This window comes from Aestuariimicrobium ganziense (genome assembly GCF_015352975.1).
Classification (GTDB): domain Bacteria; phylum Actinomycetota; class Actinomycetes; order Propionibacteriales; family Propionibacteriaceae; genus Aestuariimicrobium; species Aestuariimicrobium ganziense.
On the sequence record NZ_JACYIZ010000005.1, the window covers coordinates 139,921 to 161,782 of the forward strand.

Below are 21,862 nucleotides of genomic sequence, written 5' to 3' on the forward strand. Positions count from 1 at the left end.
CTGGCTCGAGCACAGGCAATTGCCTGTGCCACACGCAGTAAGGTGCCTCACCTCAGCTCATCACTCTGCCACACAGTGACAGCTGATGCCTTGTGCAAGTGACTCTCAGTTCCCTACACTCAAGACATGAGACAGTCACTCGCAACAGACACTGACTCTCCGATTGTTGGACGAGGGATGGTCAAGCGGTTCGGAAGCGTCCAGGCCCTCGACGGCCTCGACCTCGAGGTGCGCCGGGGCGAGGTGCACGGCTTCATCGGCCCCAACGGTGCCGGCAAGTCGACCACCATCCGCGCGGTCCTGGGCCAGGTGCGACTCAACGCGGGCACCCTGCGGTTGTTCGGCGAGGACCCTTGGCGCCACGCACCCCGCCTGCACCGTCGCCTCGCCTACGTGCCCGGCGACACCGTGCTGTGGCCCCAGCTGTCGGGCGGTGAGTGCATCGACCTGATCGCCCGCGTGCAGGGCAGCCAGGACCAGGTGCGCCGCGACCACCTGATCGAGCGCTTCGAGCTGGACCCGCGCCGGCGAGCGTCCACCTACTCCAAGGGCAACCGGCAGAAGGTCGCGCTGGTCGCCGCCCTGTCGACCACGGCCGAACTGCTGCTGCTGGACGAGCCCACCTCAGGCCTCGACCCGATCATGGAGCACCGCTTCATCGAGGTGGTCCGCGAGGCAGTCGCCGAGGGGCGCACGGTGCTGCTGAGCAGCCACATCATGGCCGAGGTCGAGGCCCTGTGCGACCGGGTGACGATCATCCGCGCCGGCCGTACTGTGGTCACCGACACCCTCGCGGGACTGCGAAACACCTCCCCCGCGGGGAAAGAAGCCAGCATGGAGGACCTGTTCTGGCACCACTACGAGGGTGCGGCATGACCGGCTGGACGACCATGCTGCGCCACCTGGTGCGCACCTCCTGGCTGGGGGTGCTGGCAGCGCCGACCCTGCTCGCCGCACTGGTCATCGGCACCTTCGCCGGCGTCAAGCACCTGTACCCCACCGCGGTGGAACGGCAGATCTATGCCGCCACCCTGGGTGAGTCCCCGGCCAGTTGGGCGTTCAACGGACGCGGGTACGACCTCGAGGCGCTCGGCGGCATCGGTGCCTACGAGGTGGGCTTCATGGGTCAGCTGGCGCTGCCGGTCGTGGGGCTGCTGCTGTCAGTGCGCACGACCCGGGCCCTGGAGGACTCCGGTCACCTGGAGTTGATCACCTCGGCCCGTGTGGCCCGAACTGCCATCCCGGTGGCATCGCTGGCCACGTCACTGATGGTCTGGACGCTGTTCGCGGTGCTGGTGCACGGCGGTCTGGTGGTGCTGGGGCTGCCCGTGTCGGGGGCAGCGGGGTATGCGGGCACGATGGCCCTGTTCGGTCTGGCCGCCAGCGGTCTGGGGCTGGTGCTCGGCCAACTCGCCGGGTCTGCCCGTTCGGCGACCTCACTCGGCCTGACGCTGGTCATGGGCGGCTACCTCGTCCGAGCCGTGGTCGACGGACGAAAGCTCGACGCTGCCTGGCTCTCACCCATGGGCTGGGCCGCCGAGGCCAGACCGTGGGGACCCTGGCACTGGTGGCCGGTGGTGGCTCACGCCGCTCTCGCCGTGGCCTGCGGACTGACAGCACTCACGGTCGCTGCCCGTCGTGACCTGGGTCAGGGCATCCTGCCGCAACGACCGGGACGAGCCACCGGCAGCGGCACCCTCGCGCACCCGATGGGTTTGGCCTGGCGGATCACCCGCGGGGGAATCGCCGGCTGGACCATCGGGGCGATCGCGTGGGCCGCCGCCCTGGGGTCGCTCTCACGCGAGTTCGTCGACATCGTCGCCAAGAACCCGACCCTGCTCGAGGCGCTGGGCGGCAACGCCGACCAGTTGGTGCAGGTGATGGCGATGCTGCTCACCGCCGCGATGGCCATGGCCGCCGGGGTCGGGGTGGTCACCCGCCTGGGTGGTGAGGAGGGAGAGGGGCGCCTCGGGCTGCTGCTCGCCGGCCGGCGCTCACGGGTCGGCTGGTGGCTCGGCTGGTGCCTGGTCGCCGTGGCGGCCACCACCGGCGTGCTGGCGGCCGGGGCGCTGGCGCTGGGGGTCACGCAGTGGATCGTCCTCGACCAGTCGACGACGATGGACGACGCGCTGCGGGCCGGTCTGGAGTTGCTGCCGGCCTGCCTGGCCGTGGTCGGGCTGGCGGCCACGGTCACCGCGCTGGCACCACGATGGCGGGCGCTGTCGTGGCTGCCGGTGGCCTGGGTCACAGTCGTCGGGTTGCTCGGTGAACCGCTGCGACTTCCCCGGTGGGCGATCAACCTGTCGCCGACCGAACTCGTGGGCCGGGTGCCGGTCGAGTCCGGCGACGCAGGCGCGACCATCGTCCTGTCGCTGGCAGCGGCGCTGCTGGTCGGGGTCGGGGGCTGGGTGTTGGCCCGTCGCGACCTCGTCCACGGGTGATACCAACAGCCTCAGCCGGCCGCGGGATCGATCAGCGTGATCCCCGCCACGATGGCTGAGTCGAACACCGGCAACAGGGCAGCCGCCTCGTCCAGCGAGACGACCCGCTCGACCAACCGCTCCGGCTGCAGCGTACCCGCCTCGATCATCGACAGCATCGCCGGATAGTCGACCGCGGCCATGCCGTGGCTGCCGAACACGTCCAACTCCCAGGCGATCACCCGCGACATCGGCACCCGCGGGTGACCGTTCACCGGTGGCAGCAGCCCGACCTGCACGTGGCGTCCCCGCCGCCGAAGGCTCATCAGGGCACCGGCGCAGGTCTGCTCGCTGCCCACGGCGTCAACCGAGACGTGCGCTCCCCCCTCCGTCGCCTCCACCACCCGGGACGAGACGTCGCTGCCGTCGGCCACCAGGGTGACCTCGGCTCCGAGCGCTGCGGCGGCTGCCAGGGCCTGGGGGTGCCGGTCGACAGCCACCACCCGTGCTCCCAGCGCCGTCGCGATCATCACCGCGCTGAGCCCCACGCCCCCAGCCCCGACCACGCACACCCATTCGTCCGCCTCGAGCCGGGCGCGTCCGACCAGGGCGCGGTGGGCGGTGGCGAAGCGACAGCCCAGGCTCGCCGCAGCACCGAAGTCGACCCGGTCGGGCAGCGCGACCAGGTTGGTGTCGGCGGCGTGCAGGGCGACGTACTCGGCGAACGATCCCCAGTGCGTGAAACCCGGTTGCTCCTGGTCGGGGCAGATCTGGGCCTGCCCCGAGCGGCACCAGTCGCATCGTCCACAGCCGCAGACGAACGGCACGGTCACCCGGTCACCCACCCGCCACCTGGTCACACCCTCGCCGACCTCGCCCACCACTCCGGCCAGTTCGTGGCCCGGCACGTGCGGGAAGGTCACGTCGGAGTCGTGTCCGGCCCAGGCGTGCCAGTCGCTGCGGCACAGACCGGTGGCGCGCACCTGCACCACCACCCCGCCTTCTGGCGCCGAGGCCCGAGGCACCTGCCGCACCTCGGGCCCGCCTCCGGCCGCGTCGACGACCATGGCGCGCATCAGATCGGTCATCGATGCCGTCCTGCTCGCACGAGTTCGACCAGCAGTCCGGCGGTCTCGTCCGGTTGTTCGACCCACGGGAAGTGGCCGGCACCCTGGACGACCCGCTTGCGGACCGTTTCGAGGTGGGCGGCCAGCTCGAGCACGTTGGCGATCGGACGAGGGTCGTCGCTGCCATGGATCACATGCACGGGGCACTCGACCGCTGCGGCCCAAGTGATGAGCTGCTCGTCGGTGCAGCGCAGCAGGTGATTGGCGTAGAGGTTGATCTCGAGGTACGTGGCGGCCTGCAGCAGGCTGTGCTCGCGACCGGTGTCGAGGTCGGCATAGTCGGTGGCCCAGCGCAGTTGACGCCACTCCACCTCCTCGTCCCAGCAGCGGTCGTGGTTGGCATCGAGGACGCCCAGCCGCGCCCGTCGGTCGCCCAGGCGACGGGCCTGCTCGGTCTTCTCAGCGGTCCGGTCGCCGATGCCTCGTCCAGCCAGGTAGCCCACCGCCAGCACCCGGTCGGGGTGGGTGGCCGCGTAGGCCAGCGCCAAGTCGGCGCCGAAGGAATGCCCGACCACCACCCACTGCTGGTGTCCACCGAGAGTCTGGTCCCAGTGCTGGCGCAGCGCCTCGAGGTCGGCGACCGAGTGCTCGATCGACTGCTCGCGGGTGGGCGTGGACCGGCCGCAGCCTCGCTGGTCGTAGGTGTGCACGACCGCGACGTCGTCGAGCAGGTCGACCAGGTCATCGTGGGACGACCACAGTCCCGGCCCGCCGTGCAGCAGCACCATCGGCGGTGAGTCGGCACCGTGGCGAGTGGTCGTCCAGGTTGCCAGCAACACCCCCGGGGCGACCTCGACCATCTCGTCGGCGGGGGCCGGTGCAAGGCGTGGCGCGCTCACCGCAGCACCTGCAGCAGCACCCACAGCCCCACCATGGCGCCGACGACGATCACGGTCCTGAGGTCGAGCCCGTTGCGCAACCGCTGGCCCTGGGGTGCGACGGCTGGACGCCCCGGCGAGGCCCGCCGTGCGTCTGCCGCTGCAGCGGCGGCCAGGACCCCCGTGGCCAGGCCCTCGACCCGCTGGTCGTGGTAACGCTGCGCCACCCGCGAGAACCGGGACAGCACCTCGTCGGCGATCCCTTGGAACAACTGCCAGGTGGCTGGATCGGTCAGGTCCTGGCGCTGGCGGGTGTAGAGGAACATCCAGTCGTCCACAATCTCAATGTCGTAGTCGGCCTGTGCCTGCACCAACCGCTCGATGACGTGCGGACCGAACAGGTAGAAGGCATCGAGCCCGTAACCCTCTGGCGCATAGAGCGTGTAGTCGTCGTCGAACGGGGCACCCATGCTCACCCGCTGGTTGGCGGCGAACACCACTGGCAGGTTGCTGAAGCCGGCCATGTTGTTCGACTTCGCATCCAGCAGCAGGTGAGGAAGCCTCCGGGGCAGCCGGAAGGCCGCGAAGTGCCACTCGAAGTCCTTGCGGTGCTTGCCCGAACCGGTGGCATAGGTGTAGCCACCGACGTCAGCGAGCACACCCTGGGGCGCCCAGATGTGGTGGGTGGAAGCCCGCGAGTGCCCCAGGTTGAACAGCAGTCCCGGATAGCTCGGGTCGGCCGAGCGCATCCGGTAGGTGAGCCCGTTGTGGTCGGCGAACCGAGCCAGCTTCGCCCAGGCGCGCCACCCACCGATCGGTGTCAACCGACGGACCAGGGCGAAGACCATGCTCGCCAGGGCGAGTAGCCACACCACACCGAAGAGGTTCCAGTGGCCGTGCCTGACGACGTCGGCGACCTGCCCGACGCCGGTGGCCGTGACCGTACCCAGGAACACCACCGCGAGCGCGCCCAGCACGAGCTGGCGAACCCCGGCCTGCGGACCGAAGTCACCGCGGCGCCGGCGCTGCTTCAGCTCCTGCAGTTCCCCAGCGGTCAGCGGCTCGGTCAAGGAGTCGGTGCGCACCAAGGACATGGCGGCCACGATACCGAGGCGCGGGGGCGTGACTAGGCTGGCCACATGAGCCCCCAGCTACGCCTGTCCCTGCTCGACCTCGCCTTCGTGGGCCGCCATCAGACCACTGCCGAGGCGCTGCAGGACAGCGTCGCGATGGCCAAGGCGGCCGAGGCCACCGGACGGTTCGAGCGCATCTGGTACGCCGAGCACCACAACATGGCCCAGATCGCCTCGGCGGCCACCTCGGTGCTGATCGCCCACGTCGCGGCCAACACCTCGACGATCAAGCTCGGATCAGGTGGCGTGATGCTGCCCAACCACTCCCCGCTGGTCATCGCCGAGCAGTACGGCACCCTGGCCGAGCTGCACCCCGGACGCATCGACCTGGGGCTCGGGCGGGCACCCGGCACCGACCAGACCACGGTGCGTGCACTGCGCCGCGACCCCTACGCGTCGGACCGGTTCCCCGACGACGTGCGTGAACTGCAGGGATTCCTGGGCGACGAGAGCCCAGTGCCCGGGGTGGTCGCCCATCCCGGGCGAGGCACCCACGTGCCGCTGTACATCCTGGGCAGCAGCCTGTTCGGTGCTCAGTTGGCCGCGGCGTTCGGCCTGCCCTACGCCTTCGCCTCGCACTTCGCCCCCGACTACCTCGAGCAGGCGGTCGCGGTCTACCGGGAGCGCTTCCAGCCGAGCGCCCAGTGCGAGCAGCCGCAGGTGATTGCCGCCTGCAACGTGGTGGCCGCCGACGAGGCGTTCCGCGCCGACCAGTTGGCCGAGCAGGTGCTGCGCGGACGAGTGCGCAGCCTGGCCGAGCGGGTGCCCGGGTACGCGGCGCTGTTCAGTGGCCCCGAGGCTGAGCAGGACGAGGCCGTCGACGCCCTGATGGACTCCCCCGTCGCCGCCCAGGCCCGACACATGATGCGCCACACCGTCGTGGGAGACCAGGAGTCGGTGGCCCAGGGGCTCGCCGACTTCCGTGACCTCGCCGATGCCGACGAGGTGATGGTCACCAACGCCGCCCCGTCGCTCGATGACCGGCTGCGCGCTCTGGAGATCATGGCCCAAGTGCGCTGAGTCCAGCGTCGGTGCGCTTTGCGATGGTCCAATCACCCTGCACGGGCGAACGGACCGTGACTCCGTTCCGTCAGATCTACCTAGGCCATTGCGCGGAGGAACAACGAGGTACACAATGCGTACATGAAGTCACGGGTTCGGTCGCTGGTTGCACTTGGCGCTGGTCTCGTTGTCTTGGCCAAATCCGGCCTTGCGGCGGGACCCGCGAACGCTGACACGGCAGGTGACGCCGCCTGCAAAGTTGTCATAGACGAGAGCGGGACGCAGAGGTGGACGGGAACACCTGACCAGAGCGTCGTTCTGGCCGCGGACGATGCCGGGCAGGCACTCACGGATCGCCCCGACCTCCTCTTGGACGTTGCACTTTGCCACGACTCCAAGGAGATCATGGTCAAGGGGCTAGACGTGAGTGAGCTGGACGCAATCGTCAGTCAGTGAGGAAGGCGCATCCAAGCGTCCGTTTCCACAAGGTCATTTCTCGTCATTCGATAGCACAGCTCAGGCAGGTCCGAGCCGGAATCGCTGCACTCCCCGAAATGCAGGATGTGTCGAACGCAATGGAGATCGATCCGAATAGCGAGGAGATCCTTGTTGAACTAAACCCATCATCTACCGGTGGCAAGAGGGCTGCCGACCGTCTCGCTCGGTCGAGCTTGGTCCGGGTCGAAGCCCGTCAGGGCTTTGGTGCCTCGTCCACGATCTGGGGCGATAGGAACTCAGACTATGAACCTTTCCAGGCTGGCGGGATCGTAAATCCGAGCGGCTGTAGCTTGGGGCCGCGTGTCAAGCTTGACGGGACCGAGATGATCTTGACTGCTGGGCATTGCGGGTTTGCGACGCAGTACAGGACCGGCAGTGGCAGTAATCTAGTCATAGGCACCCGACATACGACCGCGTATCCCGGGAACGCGGACATTTATGGGGACTGGCAGCTGATCAAAGGGGCAGACTACTCGGATTGGGTGTTCAACGGTGCCCCATATAACGACAAGTCCAGTCTCCAAGGGACGGGCCTGAACACCAACTGGCGCGCCCGAGGTCTGTTTCTATGCTCTTCAGGAATGACGACGGGTCAGTGGTGTCGCGCAAGAATCTTATACATCGATTCGCAGTACACTATTAATGATCCAACCTATGGTTCTACGACAATAGGGAAGCAATACGCTACGATCCGAGACACAGGCAACCCAGCTGACGAGGGCAAGTGTCTATATACCGGCCAGAACGGCGAGGCCCCTGACGGCTACGATCGCGGTGGTGACTCAGGAGGTGCCGTTTACCACTCCAACGGAACGACGCCAAACACCGTGACCTACGACGGGCTCGTCAGTGGGCAGACGTGGGTATGGCTGGGCAGTTGGTCCTGCAAGTACTACTACACGTCACTGGTTGGAGTGAAGGCATGGAACAACGGCATCACTTGGTGACCGCCACGAGATGGCTGATGGGCGCCCTGTGCCTCGCCCTCGTCGTGGGGTGCGGCGCAGGGCCGGGCGAGGCTCCGACGACGCCACCCACACCAAGCAGCATCGCCCCGACCCCGAGCCCCAGCGCATCGACCCGGGAGGAAGTGCCCCAGGTCAGCCTTTCCGCCGAGCAGGCGGCCCAGGTGCGAGCCGCCTGCGTCAAGGGGCTGGCCACCGCCACCGAACTCACCGTCACGATCGGTGACGGCTTCGTCGGCAAGCGGGTCGACGTCTGCCTGGTGAATCCGTCCGACACAGCCGTGGAGCTCCCTGTCACCCGCGTCGATCCCTGGCCGTCGTCGGAGTCGGCACGCCTGTGGATCGCGGAGTCGTCCCCATCGGAACCGCTGCCCGCGGATCACCCGCAGATTGCTGACGACGAGGTCATGGTCTGGGTCGTCGACGGCACCACGTACAAGGGCCGGGTGCTCGTCCGCTCGTCATAGCCCTCCTGCGGGAGAAGGGCATGGGCGACGGCGATCACTCGAAGGGGTAGCGCACCCCGACCCGTTCACGCCACTGGTCGAGCACCGCGAGGTTGCCTCGGGTGTCGTCCCAGCTCATCGCCGGCGCCTGCCGCTGGTCGACGTACGCGGCGACATGGTCGACCTCGGCGGCGTACAGCTGCGGGGTGTCGACTGCGATCTGCTCGTCGTCGCGGTGGGTGCGGTGCAGCACCAACCCGGCCGGGCTCCACTCGTGGCACGGGTTCCACGGGTTGGGCACGTCGATGAAGCCCCCCGTGCCATAGACGCGACAGATGTGCTCCATGCCCAGCCCCATCCCGGTGGCGACATGGGCGTTCATCCCGCCCTCGAACTGCAGTGAGGCGACCGCCCAGTCGTCCACGCCCTCGGGCGTCAGGTGTCCCCCGCCGACCACCCCGACCGGCTCGGCGAACCAGCGAGCCTCTCCACCCTCACGCTGGGTCTGGGCAGCCCCGGCAACCAACCGGGCCATCGAGACCGGGTAGCCGCCGACGTCGAGGATTCCACCGCCGGCCCGCTCCGGGTCGTACAGCCGTGAACTCGGGTCGTGGTCCGACCTGAACGAGAACACGGTCTCGACCGAGACCACGCGTCCGATCGCCCCATCGGCCACCACCTCGTGCAGCTTCGCGGTCTGCGGGTGGCACCGGTACATCAGGGCTTCCATGCAGAACACGTCAGCGTGCTCGGCGGCGGCAAACACGGTCTCGGCGATGGCCAGGCTGGGCGCCATCGGCTTCTCGATCAGCAGGTGCTTGCCGGCCTCGGCCGCAGCGATCGCCCAACGGGCGTGCTCGGTGTGGGGGGTGGCGACGTAGACCACGTCGACCTCGGCATCGGCCAGCAGCGCCTCGTAGCTGCCGTGGGCCCGCACCTGCTGCCCCTTGCCAGCGGCCGCCTGTTCGTCAGCGAAGGCGGCTGCGCGTCCGTGGTCGCGCGAACCGACGGCCACCAGCGTCCCGCTGCGGGACTGGGCCAGGCCGGTGGCGAAGCTGCGGGCGATCGCACCGGGGCCCAGGATGCCCCAGCACAGCTGACGGTTGGGATCTGCTGGTGTGAACACACTGTGAGTCTGGCATGAGGCCTGCCGTCGGGTGCCACACCTCGGGCACCCTCCCGCCGCTGGGGTGGATCTGCCTAGGGTGGTTGGCATGACTGAACAGCAGATCGCGGGTGGTCGTCCGAGCGTGCGGATCGAGCGGGAGTCGGTGGTGGCGTCGTACAACGCCGCCTTCCCCGCGGTGTTCCACAAGGCGGTCGGCTCGCGGTTGTACGACGCCGACGGACGCGCCTACGTCGACTTCTTCTCCGGCGCCGGCGCCAACAACTCCGGCCACAACGCCCCGGCGCTCAAGCAGGCCCTGATCGACTACATCAGCGACGACGGCATCTGCAACAGCCTCGACCTGACCACGGTCACCAAGCAGCGCTTCGTGCAGGCCTTCACCGAGGTGGTGCTCAACCCACGCGGTTTCGACCACCGGCTGATGTTCACCGGCCCCACCGGCACCAACGCCGTCGAGGCTGCCCTCAAGCTGGTGCGCAAGGTGTCGGGACGACCCACCATGCTGGCCTTCACCCGTGGCTTCCACGGGGTGTCACTGGGTGCGCTGGCCGCCACCAGCAACGAGCACTTCCGCAACGTCGCGGGTGTGCCGCTCGAGCACGTGGTGTTCCTGCCCTACGACGACCCCACCGACCCCGACCCGCGCACCACGCTCGAGCAGGGGTTCGCCAGCCTCGACCCCGACAACCTGCCCGGTGGCGCGATCGTCGAGATCATCCAGGGCGAGGGCGGCATCAACGCTGCCCGCCCGGAGTGGCTGCAGGCGCTGCGCGACCTGACCAGCGAGCGCGGCATGATGCTGGTCGCCGACGACATCCAGGCCGGCTGCGGCCGCTCGGGGACCTTCTTCAGCTTCGAGCCCTCCGGCATCGTCCCCGACGCGGTCACCCTGTCGAAGTCGCTGTCGGGTTACGGCCTGCCGCTGTCAGTGGTCTTGATTCGCCCCGAGTTCGACATCTGGCGTCCCGCCGAGCACAACGGCACCTTCCGCGGCAACAACCACGCCTTCGTCACCGCCACCGCCGCGATCGACACCTACTGGCGTGACTCGACGCTGATGGACGACGTCAAGCGCCGCGCCGCCCGGCTGACCGAACACCTCGAGGCGCTGGTCGACCAGCACCCCGAGCACCTGGTCGAGGCACGCGGTCGGGGCTACCTGCAGGGGCTGGTCTTCGCCGACCACGTGGTCGCCGCCGAGGTCGGACGAGCCGCCTTCGACAAGGGGCTGGTCATCGAACGCTCCGGGCCGTTGGACGAGGTCGCCAAGTTCATGCCCGCGCTCACCATCGACGACGAGACGCTGGACGAGGGTCTGGCCCTGTTCGACGAGGCGCTGGAATTCGTCCTCTCCGGGCACTGACCCAGCAGAAGGGGCTTGCGCCGCCGACCCGGGAGACCTAGCGTCACTTCGTGGCCACCACCTTCACCCTGAGCGATCACGACCTGCCGCAGCGCGACGAACTGGTCGCGCTCTACGACAGCGTCGGGTGGACCAGCTACACCCGCGATCCCGACCGGCTCTACGACGCGGTCAACCGCTCGCTGCGCGTGGTCTGCGCCCGGCAGCGCGGACGACTCGTCGGCCTGGCCCGGGTGGTCGGTGACGGGCTGACCATCGTCTACCTGCAGGACATCCTGGTCACCCCCGACCTGCAGGGCACGGGGATGGGCAGGGCGATGCTCGACCGGGTGCTGCAGCCGTATGCCGACGTCAGGCAGAAGGTGCTGATCACCGACGACGAGCCCCGTCAGCGCGCCTTCTACGAGGCCATGGGATTCACCGAGATCCGTGACCACGAGCACCCGATCAGGGCCTTCGTCCGATTCGACTGAGCCGAATACCGGCACCCCGGGCGAGGCGCGCGGTGGGTGGTCCCCAAGACTGGGCGAACACACCCCCACGGCAGGAGAGTGCGCTTGACCAGCCCTGATGCCGGCACCTCGGCACCGCCAACGAAGACCCGGCAGTCGCGACAGGCGGGCATCTGGTTCGCGCTGGTCGTGATCTTCCTCGACGTCATGGGCTTGGGCCTGATCATCCCGGTGCTGCCCGAGCTGGTGCGTCGGCTGGTGGCGAACGAGACCCAGACCGCCCTGTGGTTCGGGGTGATGACGTCGGTGTTCGCGCTGATGACCTTCTTGTTCGCGCCGACCTTCGGGGCGTTGGCTGACCGGTTCGGGCGACGTCCTGTGATCCTGGTCTGCCTCACCGGCTACGGCCTCAGCTACCTGCTGCTCGCCTGGGCGCCCACCATCGGCTGGCTGCTGGCCGGCCGGGTGATCTCGGGCATCATGGGCGCCACCCCCGCCACGATCAATGCCTACATCGCCGATGTCTCCACCGACCGTGACCGGGCGCGCAACTTCGGCATGATCGGCGCCGCCTTCGGCCTGGGCTTCATCATCGCGCCGGCAGTGGGTGGACTGCTTGGCTCGATCGACCTGCACCTGCCGTTCTACGCGGCGGCCGGACTGTCGCTGCTGGCCGCGGTCTACGGGCTGTTGGTGATGCCGGAGTCGCTGCCGGTCGACAAGCGCCGACCCTTCCAGTTGCGCGAGGGCAACCCGATCGGCGGGCTGGCGGTGCTGCGGCGTTGGCCGCTGCTGGCCGGTGTGGCTATCGCGTTCGCCTTCTATCAACTGGGCCAGATGGGTCTGAACACGCTGTGGGTGCTCTACACCAGCCACCGCTACGGCTGGGGCGAACTGGCCAACGGGTTGAGCCTGGCGCTGGTCGGGCTGGGCACCGCCGTGGTGCAGACCTCGATCACACCGCGACTGATCGCGCTGTGGGGTGAGCGCAAGGCGATCACCGTCGGCATCACCGTGAGCTGCATCTCGATGGTGCTCTACGGCCTGGCCTGGAAGGGCTGGATGTTCGCTGCCGTGGTGGTGATCGGTGCACTGGCGGGTATCGCCTTCACCGCAGTGCAGACCTTCATCGCCGCGCACGCCCCCAGCGGTCACCAGGGTGCGGTGCAGGGCGCGATGAGTTCGTTGATCAGCCTGGCCGCCATCATCGGCCCCCTGATGTGGGCAGGCCTGTTCGGCTGGGCGACGTCTGATGCGGCACCGATCAGCGTTCCCGGGCTGCCGATGTTCCTCGGCGCGGTGATCATCTTCGGTGCGCTGATGGCCCTGCGGCGGCTGTTCGCACGGTACCCCGGCTAAACACCCAAGCCGGTGGCCTGATGAGCACCAGTGACTTCTACCTGCGGGCCTTGATCGGCTCAGTGGTCTACGGGTCGATCATCGCCTTCGGGTCGGCAAGTACCTTGACCGGCTGGTCGGGCGGATCATGCCGACCTGGAAGCGGGCGCTGCTGCTGGTCGGAGTGTGGACCGGTGCGCAACTGGCCGGCGTCGCAGCACTGATGAACGGGTGGATGCAAGTTGCGTCCCAGAGCCAGAAGACCACCGTGTTCGCGGTCTATGCCGCCTTCGCCGCCCCGTGGATCATGCGAGCCGCGTGGCGGGCATCTTGATGCTGGGGGCCTTCATCCAGGCCTACTGCCTGTTCACGCTCGCGATCCTGCTGGCGCCGCTCTAGGTCGTCACCGCGTCCACGTAGAACCACCGGCCTGCCCGGCGCTCGAAGACCGACCTTTCACGCAAGTCCCCGGCACGGTGGCGCGCGATGAACTCGACGAGGCCGCTGGCCTGCCAGGACTGGCCGTCGACCACGTCCAGGATCTCCAAGCCGGCCCAGCCCAGGTCTGAGGCATCGACCGACCTGGGACGGGTGCGAGGGTGCCAGGTCGCCATCAGGTACTCCGAGTCCCCCACCGCGAAGGCCGAGTACCTCGAGCGCATCAGTTCCTCGGCGGTCTCGGCCACGCGGGCCCTCAGGTGCAGTGGACCGCAACAAGCGGCGTAAGCACCGCCCCCGCACGGGCAGTCATCGATCATGGCTTCTTCTCCTGGACTGGTTGCCGGCACCCGTTGATGGTTTCGTGCCACAGGATCGGCCCGATGGCACCGTTCGGGCCGGATTTCGCCATCGCGTGGCACGAAACCATCACCGGATCACGTGGTCGAGTCTGGCGAACGTCACGCCGTCGGCGAGCATGCCCGGCAGCGCCGCTGCCAATCCCTCGGCGGTGCCGCCCGAGGGTTGGTTCATGTGCCCGATGCCGATCGAGCCGGTCCGCAGCGACCGGACCTCGCGCGCCACCGCTGCACCGCCAAGGGTCGCGCCCGCGTCGAGGTTGACGTCGAAACCGACCGGCACCAGACCCAGGTCGTTGACGATCCTGACGGCCACGTCGTCGTAGTGGGCGGTGCCGGAGCGGAAGAAGCGCGGGGGGGTCCCGCTCAAGCGTGTGAGCACCTCCTGGGCGCCCATCACCTCGTGAATGACCTCCTCGACCGACCTCGTCCCGGCGATGCCGTAGGCCGATCGTCCATCCACTGACAAGGGGCGATGGCTCGTCCCGTGGTTCGCGATGCAGAACAGGTCATCGGCGGCGAGGTCGTCGGCGAGTCGAGGATTGGCCCGCACCCACCGGGCGTTCAGGAACAACGTGGCCGGCACCCGCTCACGACGCAGCAACGCGATCAGGTCAGCGTCCAGGGCCTCCCCTCCCCGGCCACCGCAGGCATCGAGGGTGAGCGCCACGGATGTCGAGTCGGTCCTGCTCACGATCCCCGGCAGGTCGAGTCCCCAGGCCCGTGGCTCCACTCCGCGGTGACGACGAAGCACCTCCTGTCGAGGGTCGGGGCTGGGTGACGTCGTGGAGGCACCCCCCGACGACGCCGCGACACCAGGGCTCGAGGGCTGCGAACGAGAAGGCGTCACAGACACGTGGCCCGCTGAGGCAGTCGGGCTGGGGGTCGGCGGTGCTGGGGTCGTGGGCGCTCTGGTCGTGGGCGCTGTGGTCGACACCTGGGGCTGTTCGTCCGCGCAGCCGACGAGCGCCAGTACGGCGGCGAGAGCGGTTCGGCGCGTCAGGGGATCACTTCCCCACTGTCGTCTCAGGTCGCCGGGCTCCACGCGGGCAGCGTACCGACGCCCGGGTCGGCCAACCATGCCACGATGCGCTGGGCTGCCTGATCGGCGGTCAGGTGGGTGTTGTCGAGGACGAGGTGGCGGTGCTGTGCCAGCAACGGCTCGGCAACAGGGGCTGGCCGTTCGGTGGTCATCACGTGGCGCTCCAGCCCTCGCACGTTCTGGTCAGACCAGTCGACGTCGCGCTTGGACTTCTTCTCCTCCAGCCGGTGCGCGGTGCGGTTGCGGGACAGCCGGGTGTCGAGGTCAGCCCGCAGTTCCACGAACGCGACGTCACCGTCGAAGATGTCGACGTAGCGCTGCACGATCTCCAGGTCGGACTCGAGCTCGAGCCCCCAGACCAGCGTGAGAACCAGGTTCACGTGGTGACGGGCTGCCTCTTCGAGCACCCTGTACCGGAACTCCTCGTTGAGCACGTTGAAGGCCGGGGTGCCGTACCCGAAGGTCTCGATCAGGGGCTCGATGGTCATGTGGTTGTGGAACAGCCTGAAGTCGCTGACAGCGCACACCGCTCGACCGACCGTCATCTTGCCCACGGCCGGAGGGCCGAAGATCAGCAGCAGCATGAGGGCCAAACTACTGCCCACCTCTTGCCATCGGGTCCGGCCACGATTCAGGCTGTGCCATGGCACTCAACCCATACCTCAACTTCGCCGGTAACACTGCCGAAGCCATGGCCCACTACCGCGACCTGTTCGGCGGCGAGCTCACCGTGTTCACCTTCGGTGACTACGACATGCCCGAGATGCCGGCCGACGGGGTGATGCACGCCTCGCTGGTCGCCGACGACCTCGTCCTGATGGCCAGTGACGCCATGCCCGGAGCCGAGGAGTCCTGGGGCGGCACCCGGGTCTACCTGTCGTTCACCAGCCCCGATGCCGAGCGGGTCCACAGCATCTTCGGCCAACTGGCCGCCGGCGGCAGCATCGGCATGCCGTTGGAGAAGCAGGTCTGGGGCGATGAGTTCGGGCTGGTCAAGGACCGCTACGGCATCGAGTGGATGTTCACCGTCGCGACACCTGACTGACCCGGGCGGGCGCTCGGCCACAATGGCCGGGTGGACGCACTGTTGCTGGGCCTCGGCATCGGGCTGGCCGCCGGGGTGAGCCCAGGGCCGCTGCTGATGCTGGTGATCTCGTCCAGCCTGCGCGGCGGATGGCGCCACGGCACGGCGGTGGCCGCCGCCCCGCTGCTCAGCGACCTGGTGGCGGTGGCCGTGGTCATCGCGGTGCTCGGCCAGGTGCCGGATTGGGTGCTCAGCGCCCTGGGCGTCGTCGGCGGGCTGTTGGGGGTCGCCATCGGCGTCCAGACGATATGGCAGGGCCGACGCGCTTCACTGGACGAGATCGGCCGTGACGACGCTGGCTCGCTCCGAGCGACGTTGCGCAAGGGTGTCGTCATCAACCTGGTCAGCCCCCACCCATGGATCAGTTGGATCACGGTGCTCGGCCCGTTGACAATGGCGACGTGGCGGGCCTCGTCGGTGTCGGGCGTGCTCCCGGTGGTGGGGTCTACCTCACGCTGGTTGGTTCGAAGGTGGCGCTGGCCGCTGTGGTCGCCGGCGGACGACGCCACCTGCACCAGACCGGGTACCGAATCGCCCTGGTCTCCGCAGGTACCGCGCTCGTCGTGCTCGGCGGGCTGATGCTGGTCGAGTTCGCACCCGGCCTGGTCTGAGTCACTGGTCGTCGACGGTTGCCAGCACTGCTCGCATTTGCTGCACGTACCCGGGAAGATCAACTGCCGCGGTGTCCAGCAGTCGTTCGACCTCGATCGTCCAGTAGCCGTGCACGATCCGGTTGCGCATCTGCGTCGGACTGATCCAGTCGACCTTCGCATGGGCCAACCGGAAGTCGGCTGGCAGTCGGCCGGCGGCCTCGCCCAGGACGGAGAAGTTCCAGAGCACCGCATCACGCCGGAGTCGGTCCGCCTGCAGCGCGGCAGCATCAATGCCGCCGAGCAGCAGCATGATCTGTTCTGCGGCGTCGATCATCTCCTCGAGCAGCAGACCCTCACGCCGCATAGAGCACCTCTGCCTCGGCCAGCACCTGGGTCCTGATCCGCGGATGGATCCCAGTCCGCCCCACCAGGTCGACAGGGTGGCCAAGGATGCTGCTGAGCTCATCGGCGAGACCTTCGATCGCCCAGCCCAGTCGCACTCCGGGCCGCAAGGTGTAGAGCAGGTCGACGTCGCTGTCGGCGGCTGCGTCCCCCCGTGCGAACGACCCGAAGACCTCAAGGGTCTGCACGCCGTAGCGCTCGCAGACTTCCCCGAGTTGGGAGATCTGCCGCGGTGAGAGCCGCAGATCCATGCCGCGCGCGGCACTGGGCTCGTCCAGGTGGGCGCGCAGGGCGGCACGGATCAGGTGAGACCGAGTCACCCCCTCAGCCTGAGCTCGGCGGTCCACGGCCTGAAGCAGCTCACGATCAAGGCGTACGGGGACGACCTGGGCTGGTCCTGCGCTCACGACCACCACCTCCACACCCAGAGTAATACGTGGGCCGGTTCGTATTACGCGGCACCAGATCCAGTACGACAGCTCGCGTTGGGCAACAATGGCGGCATGTGCGAGTACTGCGGTTGCCGCGACATCCCGATCATTGGGCGCTTGTCAGAGGAGCACTACGGGGCGATCAACGCCCTCGGCGGGGTCAGACGAGGCATCGAGTCGGGCGATGCGGCCGAGGTCGACAAGGCGCTCACCGCCATGGCCGGGCACCTGTTCACCCACAACGGCTGCGAAGAGGCCGGCCTGTTCCGCGGCCTTTGCCTGCCCGAGCACTGCGAGTACTATCAGGCCACCGTGGCCGACCTGGAAGAGCAGCACGTGTTGCTCAAGCAGCAGGTGGCCCGCATCCGTGCGGGCGAGTGGGAGGTCTACGCCGAACTCGAGCACACGCTGCGCCGCCACATCGACCAGGAGGAGAACGGGCTGTTCCCGGCGACCGCGGTCACCCTCGACGGCGAGACCTGGGACCAGATCGACGAGTGGACCCACGAGTACGACCACGCGGTCGGGAACGAGCACACCCACTGACGTCGATCGCGTCAGGACGAGGGTCCGACGAGGAGTCAGCCTCGGTTCTCGTAGGCCTCGATCTCACCCAACTTGGGCCCGTAGCTGCTGGCCGGATCGTGGCGCAGGTCGAGCCACAGGTCGACCAGCGCCACCGCAGCCACAGGCGCGATCACGTTCTGGCCCATGCACAACACCTGGGCGTCGTAGTTCTCGACGGCACCCTTGACCGTGATCAGGTCGTGGGCGGTGGCCGCACACACCAGCCACCTTGTTGGCCGCGATGGCGGTGCCCACCCCGGTGCCGCAGACCAGGATCGCCCGGTCGGCGTTGCCGTCTCGGATCATCTCCGCCGCCTTGAACGAGACCTCGGGGTAGGTGATGTCGTCGCTGGACAGGTCGACCACCTCGCTCACCCGCGAGTCAGCCTGCAGCGAAGCGAGCAGCGCGTCCTTCAGCACGACCCCGTTCGATGGGGCCCCAATCACGATCCGCATGCCGCACTCCCTTTCTCATCCGCAACCCTAGCCCTTCCGACCCCCACATCAACTAGGCTAACGAACGTTAGCCAGCCACCTCAGGAGGGTCATGGCCACCAGCACCCGCGCCGCCCTGCTCGACGCAGCCCAGGACCGCTTCGCCAGCCGGGGGTACGCCGGCACGTCGATCCGCCAGCTGGCCTCGGCAGTCGGCATTCGAGAGAGTTCGGTCTACAAGCACTTCCCCAGCAAGCAAGCCATCCTCGCGGCACTGCTGGAGCGCGCCACCGAGCGCGTCCACGCGGTGGCAGCCACATGGGGCGTTTCGGTCGATGATCCGACCGCAGCACTTTCCCACTACCAGGACATCAGCACGGAAAGCTTGGGCGAGATGGCCGTGGGCTTCCTCGAGATGTGGCTGCACGATCCTGACCTCGTGGCTGTGCGCAGAATGCTGGCGCTTGAGCAGTACCGCACGCCGGAGGCAGGGGCCCTGTTGAGGGAGCTGACGATCGTGCGCCCCCTGACCTTCCAGACACATCTGTTCGCCCAGCTCATCACCGCGGGAGGGTTCCGCGCCGCAGATCCCGAGGCCGTGGCGCTCGCCTTCTGGGGGCCGATCCTCGCGATCGTCGCCACTGCGGAGGCTCCTGGTGGCGAGGCCGCAGCGCGCCGGATGCTGCAGATTCACCTGGAGCACTTCACTCTCACTCACGTCGTCCGCGACAGCGAGGGCGAGGCATGAGCATGAGAGTCGTGCGACGAGTGCTCCTGGGCATCGCCCTGCTGCAGGCGCTGTCGACCTTGGTCGGCTCTGTCCAGTTGCTGGTGGTGCCGCGGTGGTATGCGCCCATGCTCGACCGGACGGTGTTCGCCGGCCAGTACGTGCTGGCAGCCCTCCTGCTGGGCGTGGTGGTCGGTGGCTTCCAGTGGGCAGCGATCATCGTCCACCGTCGCCGGCCGCGCTGGCTGGCAGTGGCCCACTCCCTCGCCGGGCTGGTGATGGTGGGCTGGATCGCGGGCGAGTGCCTGGTGCTCAACAGCTTCATCTGGCCCCACGCGTTGTGGGGCGGGCTCGGAGTGGCCCAACTGGTGTTGGTGCAGGTGCTGCTCGGCGTGCTGCTCCCACAACCGGCCGCTGACCCAACTCGATAGCCTCGTCGCGTGCCACTTCCATCGGAGATCGCTCCGTACCTCGATGAGGTCGTCCGACGTGTGCGCCGGTCCTTGGGGGACGACCTGCTGGGGGTCTGGTTGATCGGCGGCACCGCCCAGGGCGCTTACCAGCACGGGGTGAGTGATGTCGACGTCCTGGCCGTCTCGAACGATCCTGGCGAGGTGGCCAAGCGCCAGAGCTTGGGCGACTCGCTGGTGCACCCGACACTGCCCTGCCCCGCAGTCGGACTGGAGTTCGTCTGGTACGCCCTGCCCGACCTGGTCGAGCTGGACGACCCGGTGAAGTTCCAGCTGAACGTCAACGGTGGGCCCGAACGAGACCGGGCGGTGCAGATCGGTCCCGATGACTCACCGAACTGGTGGTCGGTGCTCGATCTGGCTGCCGCTCGGCAGGCGGGGGTGCCGCTGGTCGGGCCGCGGTGCGATCAGGTGGTACCGCCCGTTCCAGCTGACCGTGTTCGGCAGGCGATCCTGGGCTCACTCGACTGGCACGACGGGCCCGCGCCGAGAAGCGATCGATGGATCCGTCACTCGCTGCGGCGCTCAGCGACCTCGTCCGTCAACGCCTGGGCTGACCCGCGAGGGCTGCCATCGCGTCGCGCAGGGCGGCGTCACTGTCGGTCGCGTCGATGACGACACGAGAGCCGTCGCGGTCCTCGTCCCACGGCAGGTACTCGCGCGCGACCACCTCGTCCCATGTCGGGACGACCTGACCGGGCAGGTCCGGTCGGCGCCCCTCGACACGACGTCGGTGCTCGTGTTCGTCCGCGATGGTGCACTCGAAGACCACCAGCGGCACGGCTGCCTCGGTCGCGAGGTCGACCCACATCTGGCGGGTGACCGGAATTGGGTTGACCAGGTCGACCACCACCTCAGCAGCCAGGCCGAGGTTCGAGGCCGCGAGTTCGCGCACCACCTGGTAGCCCAGCGGCCCGACGTCAATGCCCGCCTGGACCAGCGGCGTCTCGACGACGTCGACGCGCAAGTACACCGCAGCCAGGTCGCGCGCCAGGGCGCGTGCCAGCGTGGTCTTGCCCGTCCCGGGGAGACCGGACACCACGATCAGCCGACTCACGCCGACAGGCTACTTCGCGCGATGGCCTGACATACCGTGAGGCATGGCATCCACCCAACTGATCGTCGACGGCTACCGCGCGGTGGCCTGGGCACAGTTCGGCACGGTCGAGGAACTGCCGAACATCCACCACCGCAAGCAGTGGGAGGCCGAGACCACCCAGGTACCCGACTTCCGGATCACCTGCCTGTTCGTCGATCGCCGTTACCGCCGCAAGGGCATGGCCGAGACCGCCGTCAAGGGAGCACTGGCCCTGATCGCCGGCCAGGGCGGCGGATTGGTCGAGGCCTACCCGCACGGCCTGCCGCCTGACAAGAAGATCTCGTCATCGTTCCTCTACAACGCCACCCGCACGATGTACGAGCGGCTGGGGTTCACCTACCTGCGCCCCAAGGGCCAGGGGAACTGCGTGATGAGCCTGACCGTGAAGGCGAGCTGAGACGACCATGCAGCAGCGGACGTTCTTCCTCTACACCGCCAGCAGTGACATCGCCGCATCGCGCCACTTCTACACAGACCTGATCGGGCTCGAGCAGGTCTGGGACGAGGCCGACGACATCGCCTACGTCGTCGACAGCGTGCAGTTCTCGATCACCCACGACTCCGGGGTGCGACCGCAGTCACAGTGGTCGCACCAACCCGGCTGGGTGTACGGGCTGGGCATCGAGCCGGAACCGTCACACGCACCCACGTCGTGGAGCATCGCGCTCGATCCCGACCACTTCACCGCTGCAGTCGCACGCCTACGGGCCCACGACGTCACCTCGCTGAGGGACGGACCGTTCTGGGTGGGCTACTGGAGTTTCGTGGTGCTCGACCCGATGGGGACGACAGTGGAACTGTCCGACCCGACCAGCCCTGGTCCGGTCACGTCTGGGTGAAGACGAACTCGACCTCGAGGGTGGGGTCGACCGCCTTGATGATCCGGGTGTAGAAGGTGCGGCACTGGTCTTCGAGCAGCTTGCGGTTGGTGGTGATGTGCTCGGCCTTGGTCGACTCGTTGAGCACCTTGTTGATGACCGCCACCTTGTCGATCTCGGGGGTGAGCCAGCTGAGCACGCCGTTGCGTTCGACGGCGATCTTGACGCCGAGGTCGGTCTGGCCGAGGTGGCTGAACTCGGGCACGGTGATCAGGTACTTGCCCTCACCTGCCGGCGCGATCCTGACGTCGGCACCGTCGACACCGAGCAGCGCGGTGTAGCTGTACTGCAGGAACAGGGCACGCTCGCTGCCGGGCACGTCGACGCCCAGCACCTCGGACTTGACCCGCTCCTCGGCGATGCCCTGAATGCCCAGGCTGAGCAGGATGACCTTCTCCTCCTGGGTGATCGAGCGCACCACCTTCTCGTCACGGGCCTCGGCAGACTCCCCCGTGTTCGGGAACAGCTTCGGCACCGCCCAGACCGCCAGCAGGGTCAACACGACCGCGGTCACCACCACGGCTCCGGCGATGCTCCACACCTTCTTCACGGCGTTCCCTCCCTCTGCGCGGTCACTGTCAAGGGTAGGTCGCACCACCCAACACAGCCCGCTTCGACCCGCGAGGCTCGGGCGCGCTGCGATGAT

28 protein-coding genes and 1 pseudogene are annotated in these 21,862 nt (G+C 68.2%); 17 read left to right on the plus strand and 12 right to left on the minus strand.

Annotated features, from left to right (window positions below):
* Positions 1-126: 126 nt before the first annotated feature.
* Positions 127-876, plus strand: a complete 750-nt coding sequence (locus tag IE660_RS10795; protein ID WP_203568374.1) for an ABC transporter ATP-binding protein — start codon at positions 127-129, stop codon at positions 874-876.
* Positions 873-2,441 (plus strand): ABC transporter permease, encoded by a 1,569-nt coding sequence (locus IE660_RS10800; protein ID WP_203568375.1) that lies wholly within the window; start codon positions 873-875, stop codon positions 2,439-2,441. Before IE660_RS10795 ends, IE660_RS10800 begins: the two co-directional genes overlap by 4 nt.
* 11 nt (positions 2,442-2,452) lie before the next feature.
* Here the strand turns inward: IE660_RS10800 and IE660_RS10805 are convergent, their stop codons facing one another.
* The 3 genes from IE660_RS10805 to IE660_RS10815 are packed head-to-tail and all read right to left on the minus strand — an operon-like array spanning position 2,453 to position 5,459.
* Entirely contained in the window at positions 2,453-3,508 is a 1,056-nt protein-coding gene (locus tag IE660_RS10805) for an alcohol dehydrogenase catalytic domain-containing protein (RefSeq protein WP_235997700.1), read from the minus strand.
* Positions 3,505-4,386 carry an alpha/beta fold hydrolase gene (locus tag IE660_RS10810; protein WP_203568376.1) on the minus strand — a complete coding sequence of 294 codons (882 nt, stop codon included), beginning with the start codon at positions 4,384-4,386 and terminating at the stop codon, positions 3,505-3,507. The genes IE660_RS10805 and IE660_RS10810 overlap by 4 nt, the downstream gene beginning before the upstream one ends.
* On the minus strand, positions 4,383-5,459 hold the full coding sequence (locus tag IE660_RS10815; RefSeq protein WP_203568377.1) for a hypothetical protein: 1,077 nt from the start codon (positions 5,457-5,459) through the stop codon (positions 4,383-4,385). The genes IE660_RS10810 and IE660_RS10815 overlap by 4 nt, the downstream gene beginning before the upstream one ends.
* Before the next feature lie 45 nt (positions 5,460-5,504).
* On the opposite strand from IE660_RS10815, the gene IE660_RS10820 reads away from it, so the two are divergent.
* The 3 genes from IE660_RS10820 to IE660_RS10830 all read left to right on the plus strand — a co-directional run bounded on the left by IE660_RS10820 (position 5,505) and on the right by IE660_RS10830 (position 8,430).
* Positions 5,505-6,518, plus strand: coding sequence for an LLM class flavin-dependent oxidoreductase (locus IE660_RS10820; RefSeq protein ID WP_203568378.1), 1,014 nt, complete (start codon positions 5,505-5,507; stop codon positions 6,516-6,518).
* A gap of 123 nt (positions 6,519-6,641) precedes the next feature.
* Complete coding sequence (locus IE660_RS10825; RefSeq protein WP_203568379.1) at positions 6,642-6,956, plus strand: hypothetical protein; 315 nt, start codon at positions 6,642-6,644, stop codon at positions 6,954-6,956.
* A 964-nt stretch (positions 6,957-7,920) separates the two neighbouring features.
* The gene (locus IE660_RS10830) at positions 7,921-8,430 is read left to right on the plus strand and encodes a hypothetical protein (protein WP_203568380.1); all 510 of its coding nucleotides are present in this window, start codon (positions 7,921-7,923) and stop codon (positions 8,428-8,430) included.
* 34 nt (positions 8,431-8,464) lie between these two features.
* Here IE660_RS10830 and IE660_RS10835 read toward each other — a convergent pair whose 3' ends face one another.
* Complete coding sequence (locus IE660_RS10835; RefSeq protein WP_203568381.1) at positions 8,465-9,535, minus strand: Gfo/Idh/MocA family protein; 1,071 nt, start codon at positions 9,533-9,535, stop codon at positions 8,465-8,467.
* 88 nt (positions 9,536-9,623) lie between these two features.
* Here IE660_RS10835 and IE660_RS10840 point away from each other — a divergent pair, with 88 nt between their 5' ends.
* The 4 genes from IE660_RS10840 to IE660_RS10855 all read left to right on the plus strand — a co-directional run bounded on the left by IE660_RS10840 (position 9,624) and on the right by IE660_RS10855 (position 13,025).
* Positions 9,624-10,901, plus strand: coding sequence for a diaminobutyrate--2-oxoglutarate transaminase (locus IE660_RS10840; RefSeq protein ID WP_203568382.1), 1,278 nt, complete (start codon positions 9,624-9,626; stop codon positions 10,899-10,901).
* A gap of 50 nt (positions 10,902-10,951) precedes the next feature.
* Complete coding sequence (locus tag IE660_RS10845) at positions 10,952-11,374, plus strand: GNAT family N-acetyltransferase (protein WP_328701931.1); 423 nt, start codon at positions 10,952-10,954, stop codon at positions 11,372-11,374.
* Positions 11,375-11,458: 84 nt separating this feature from the next.
* A complete protein-coding gene (locus IE660_RS10850) occupies positions 11,459-12,712 on the plus strand; it encodes a TCR/Tet family MFS transporter (protein ID WP_203568383.1) in 1,254 nt (417 codons plus the stop codon).
* A 127-nt stretch (positions 12,713-12,839) separates the two neighbouring features.
* Complete coding sequence (locus IE660_RS10855; protein ID WP_203568384.1) at positions 12,840-13,025, plus strand: hypothetical protein; 186 nt, start codon at positions 12,840-12,842, stop codon at positions 13,023-13,025.
* Between the two features lie 61 nt (positions 13,026-13,086).
* Here the strand turns inward: IE660_RS10855 and IE660_RS10860 are convergent, their stop codons facing one another.
* The 3 genes from IE660_RS10860 to IE660_RS10870 form a co-directional block, all read right to left on the minus strand.
* The gene (locus IE660_RS10860; protein ID WP_407929016.1) at positions 13,087-13,377 is read right to left on the minus strand and encodes a YchJ family protein; all 291 of its coding nucleotides are present in this window, start codon (positions 13,375-13,377) and stop codon (positions 13,087-13,089) included.
* Positions 13,378-13,558: 181 nt separating this feature from the next.
* Complete coding sequence (locus IE660_RS16430) at positions 13,559-14,182, minus strand: polysaccharide deacetylase family protein (protein ID WP_203568386.1); 624 nt, start codon at positions 14,180-14,182, stop codon at positions 13,559-13,561.
* A 332-nt stretch (positions 14,183-14,514) separates the two neighbouring features.
* The gene (locus tag IE660_RS10870) at positions 14,515-15,114 is read right to left on the minus strand and encodes an ATP-binding protein (RefSeq protein WP_203568387.1); all 600 of its coding nucleotides are present in this window, start codon (positions 15,112-15,114) and stop codon (positions 14,515-14,517) included.
* A 59-nt stretch (positions 15,115-15,173) separates the two neighbouring features.
* Between IE660_RS10870 and IE660_RS10875 the strand changes: the two genes are divergently transcribed.
* Together IE660_RS10875 and IE660_RS10880 are read left to right on the plus strand one after the other, a co-directional pair.
* Entirely contained in the window at positions 15,174-15,575 is a 402-nt protein-coding gene (locus IE660_RS10875; protein ID WP_203568388.1) for a VOC family protein, read from the plus strand.
* A 30-nt stretch (positions 15,576-15,605) separates the two neighbouring features.
* Entirely contained in the window at positions 15,606-16,193 is a 588-nt protein-coding gene (locus tag IE660_RS10880) for a LysE family transporter (RefSeq protein WP_203568389.1), read from the plus strand.
* Positions 16,194-16,226: 33 nt separating this feature from the next.
* Here the strand turns inward: IE660_RS10880 and IE660_RS10885 are convergent, their stop codons facing one another.
* Positions 16,227-16,571 (minus strand): HepT-like ribonuclease domain-containing protein, encoded by a 345-nt coding sequence (locus tag IE660_RS10885; RefSeq protein ID WP_203568390.1) that lies wholly within the window; start codon positions 16,569-16,571, stop codon positions 16,227-16,229.
* Positions 16,561-17,031: a nucleotidyltransferase domain-containing protein gene (locus IE660_RS16200; protein WP_328701932.1), complete on the minus strand. Its 471-nt coding sequence runs from the start codon at positions 17,029-17,031 to the stop codon at positions 16,561-16,563. Before IE660_RS16200 ends, IE660_RS10885 begins: the two co-directional genes overlap by 11 nt.
* A gap of 81 nt (positions 17,032-17,112) precedes the next feature.
* Between IE660_RS16200 and IE660_RS10895 the strand changes: the two genes are divergently transcribed.
* A complete protein-coding gene (locus IE660_RS10895) occupies positions 17,113-17,586 on the plus strand; it encodes a hypothetical protein (RefSeq protein ID WP_203568392.1) in 474 nt (157 codons plus the stop codon).
* 35 nt (positions 17,587-17,621) lie between these two features.
* Here the strand turns inward: IE660_RS10895 and IE660_RS16600 are convergent.
* Positions 17,622-18,063: pseudogene (locus tag IE660_RS16600) on the minus strand (RpiB/LacA/LacB family sugar-phosphate isomerase).
* 91 nt (positions 18,064-18,154) lie between these two features.
* On the opposite strand from IE660_RS16600, the gene IE660_RS10905 reads away from it, so the two are divergent.
* From IE660_RS10905 to IE660_RS10915, 3 genes are read left to right on the plus strand one after another with little or no spacing between them, the layout of a single operon-like run.
* On the plus strand, positions 18,155-18,790 hold the full coding sequence (locus IE660_RS10905; protein ID WP_203568393.1) for a TetR/AcrR family transcriptional regulator: 636 nt from the start codon (positions 18,155-18,157) through the stop codon (positions 18,788-18,790).
* A gap of 2 nt (positions 18,791-18,792) precedes the next feature.
* Positions 18,793-19,200, plus strand: coding sequence for a hypothetical protein (locus IE660_RS10910; protein ID WP_203568394.1), 408 nt, complete (start codon positions 18,793-18,795; stop codon positions 19,198-19,200).
* 9 nt (positions 19,201-19,209) lie between these two features.
* A complete protein-coding gene (locus IE660_RS10915; protein ID WP_203568395.1) occupies positions 19,210-19,854 on the plus strand; it encodes a hypothetical protein in 645 nt (214 codons plus the stop codon).
* Here the strand turns inward: IE660_RS10915 and IE660_RS10920 are convergent.
* Positions 19,781-20,296, minus strand: a complete 516-nt coding sequence (locus tag IE660_RS10920) for an AAA family ATPase (protein WP_203568396.1) — start codon at positions 20,294-20,296, stop codon at positions 19,781-19,783. The genes IE660_RS10915 and IE660_RS10920 overlap by 74 nt on opposite strands.
* A gap of 43 nt (positions 20,297-20,339) precedes the next feature.
* On the opposite strand from IE660_RS10920, the gene IE660_RS10925 reads away from it, so the two are divergent.
* Both IE660_RS10925 and IE660_RS10930 read left to right on the plus strand, forming a co-directional pair.
* The gene (locus IE660_RS10925) at positions 20,340-20,735 is read left to right on the plus strand and encodes a GNAT family protein (protein ID WP_203568397.1); all 396 of its coding nucleotides are present in this window, start codon (positions 20,340-20,342) and stop codon (positions 20,733-20,735) included.
* A gap of 7 nt (positions 20,736-20,742) precedes the next feature.
* Positions 20,743-21,177, plus strand: a complete 435-nt coding sequence (locus tag IE660_RS10930) for a VOC family protein (protein WP_203568398.1) — start codon at positions 20,743-20,745, stop codon at positions 21,175-21,177.
* Here IE660_RS10930 and IE660_RS10935 read toward each other — a convergent pair.
* Positions 21,164-21,766: a hypothetical protein gene (locus IE660_RS10935; RefSeq protein WP_203568399.1), complete on the minus strand. Its 603-nt coding sequence runs from the start codon at positions 21,764-21,766 to the stop codon at positions 21,164-21,166. The genes IE660_RS10930 and IE660_RS10935 overlap by 14 nt on opposite strands.
* Between the last annotated feature and the right edge of the window lie 96 nt (positions 21,767-21,862).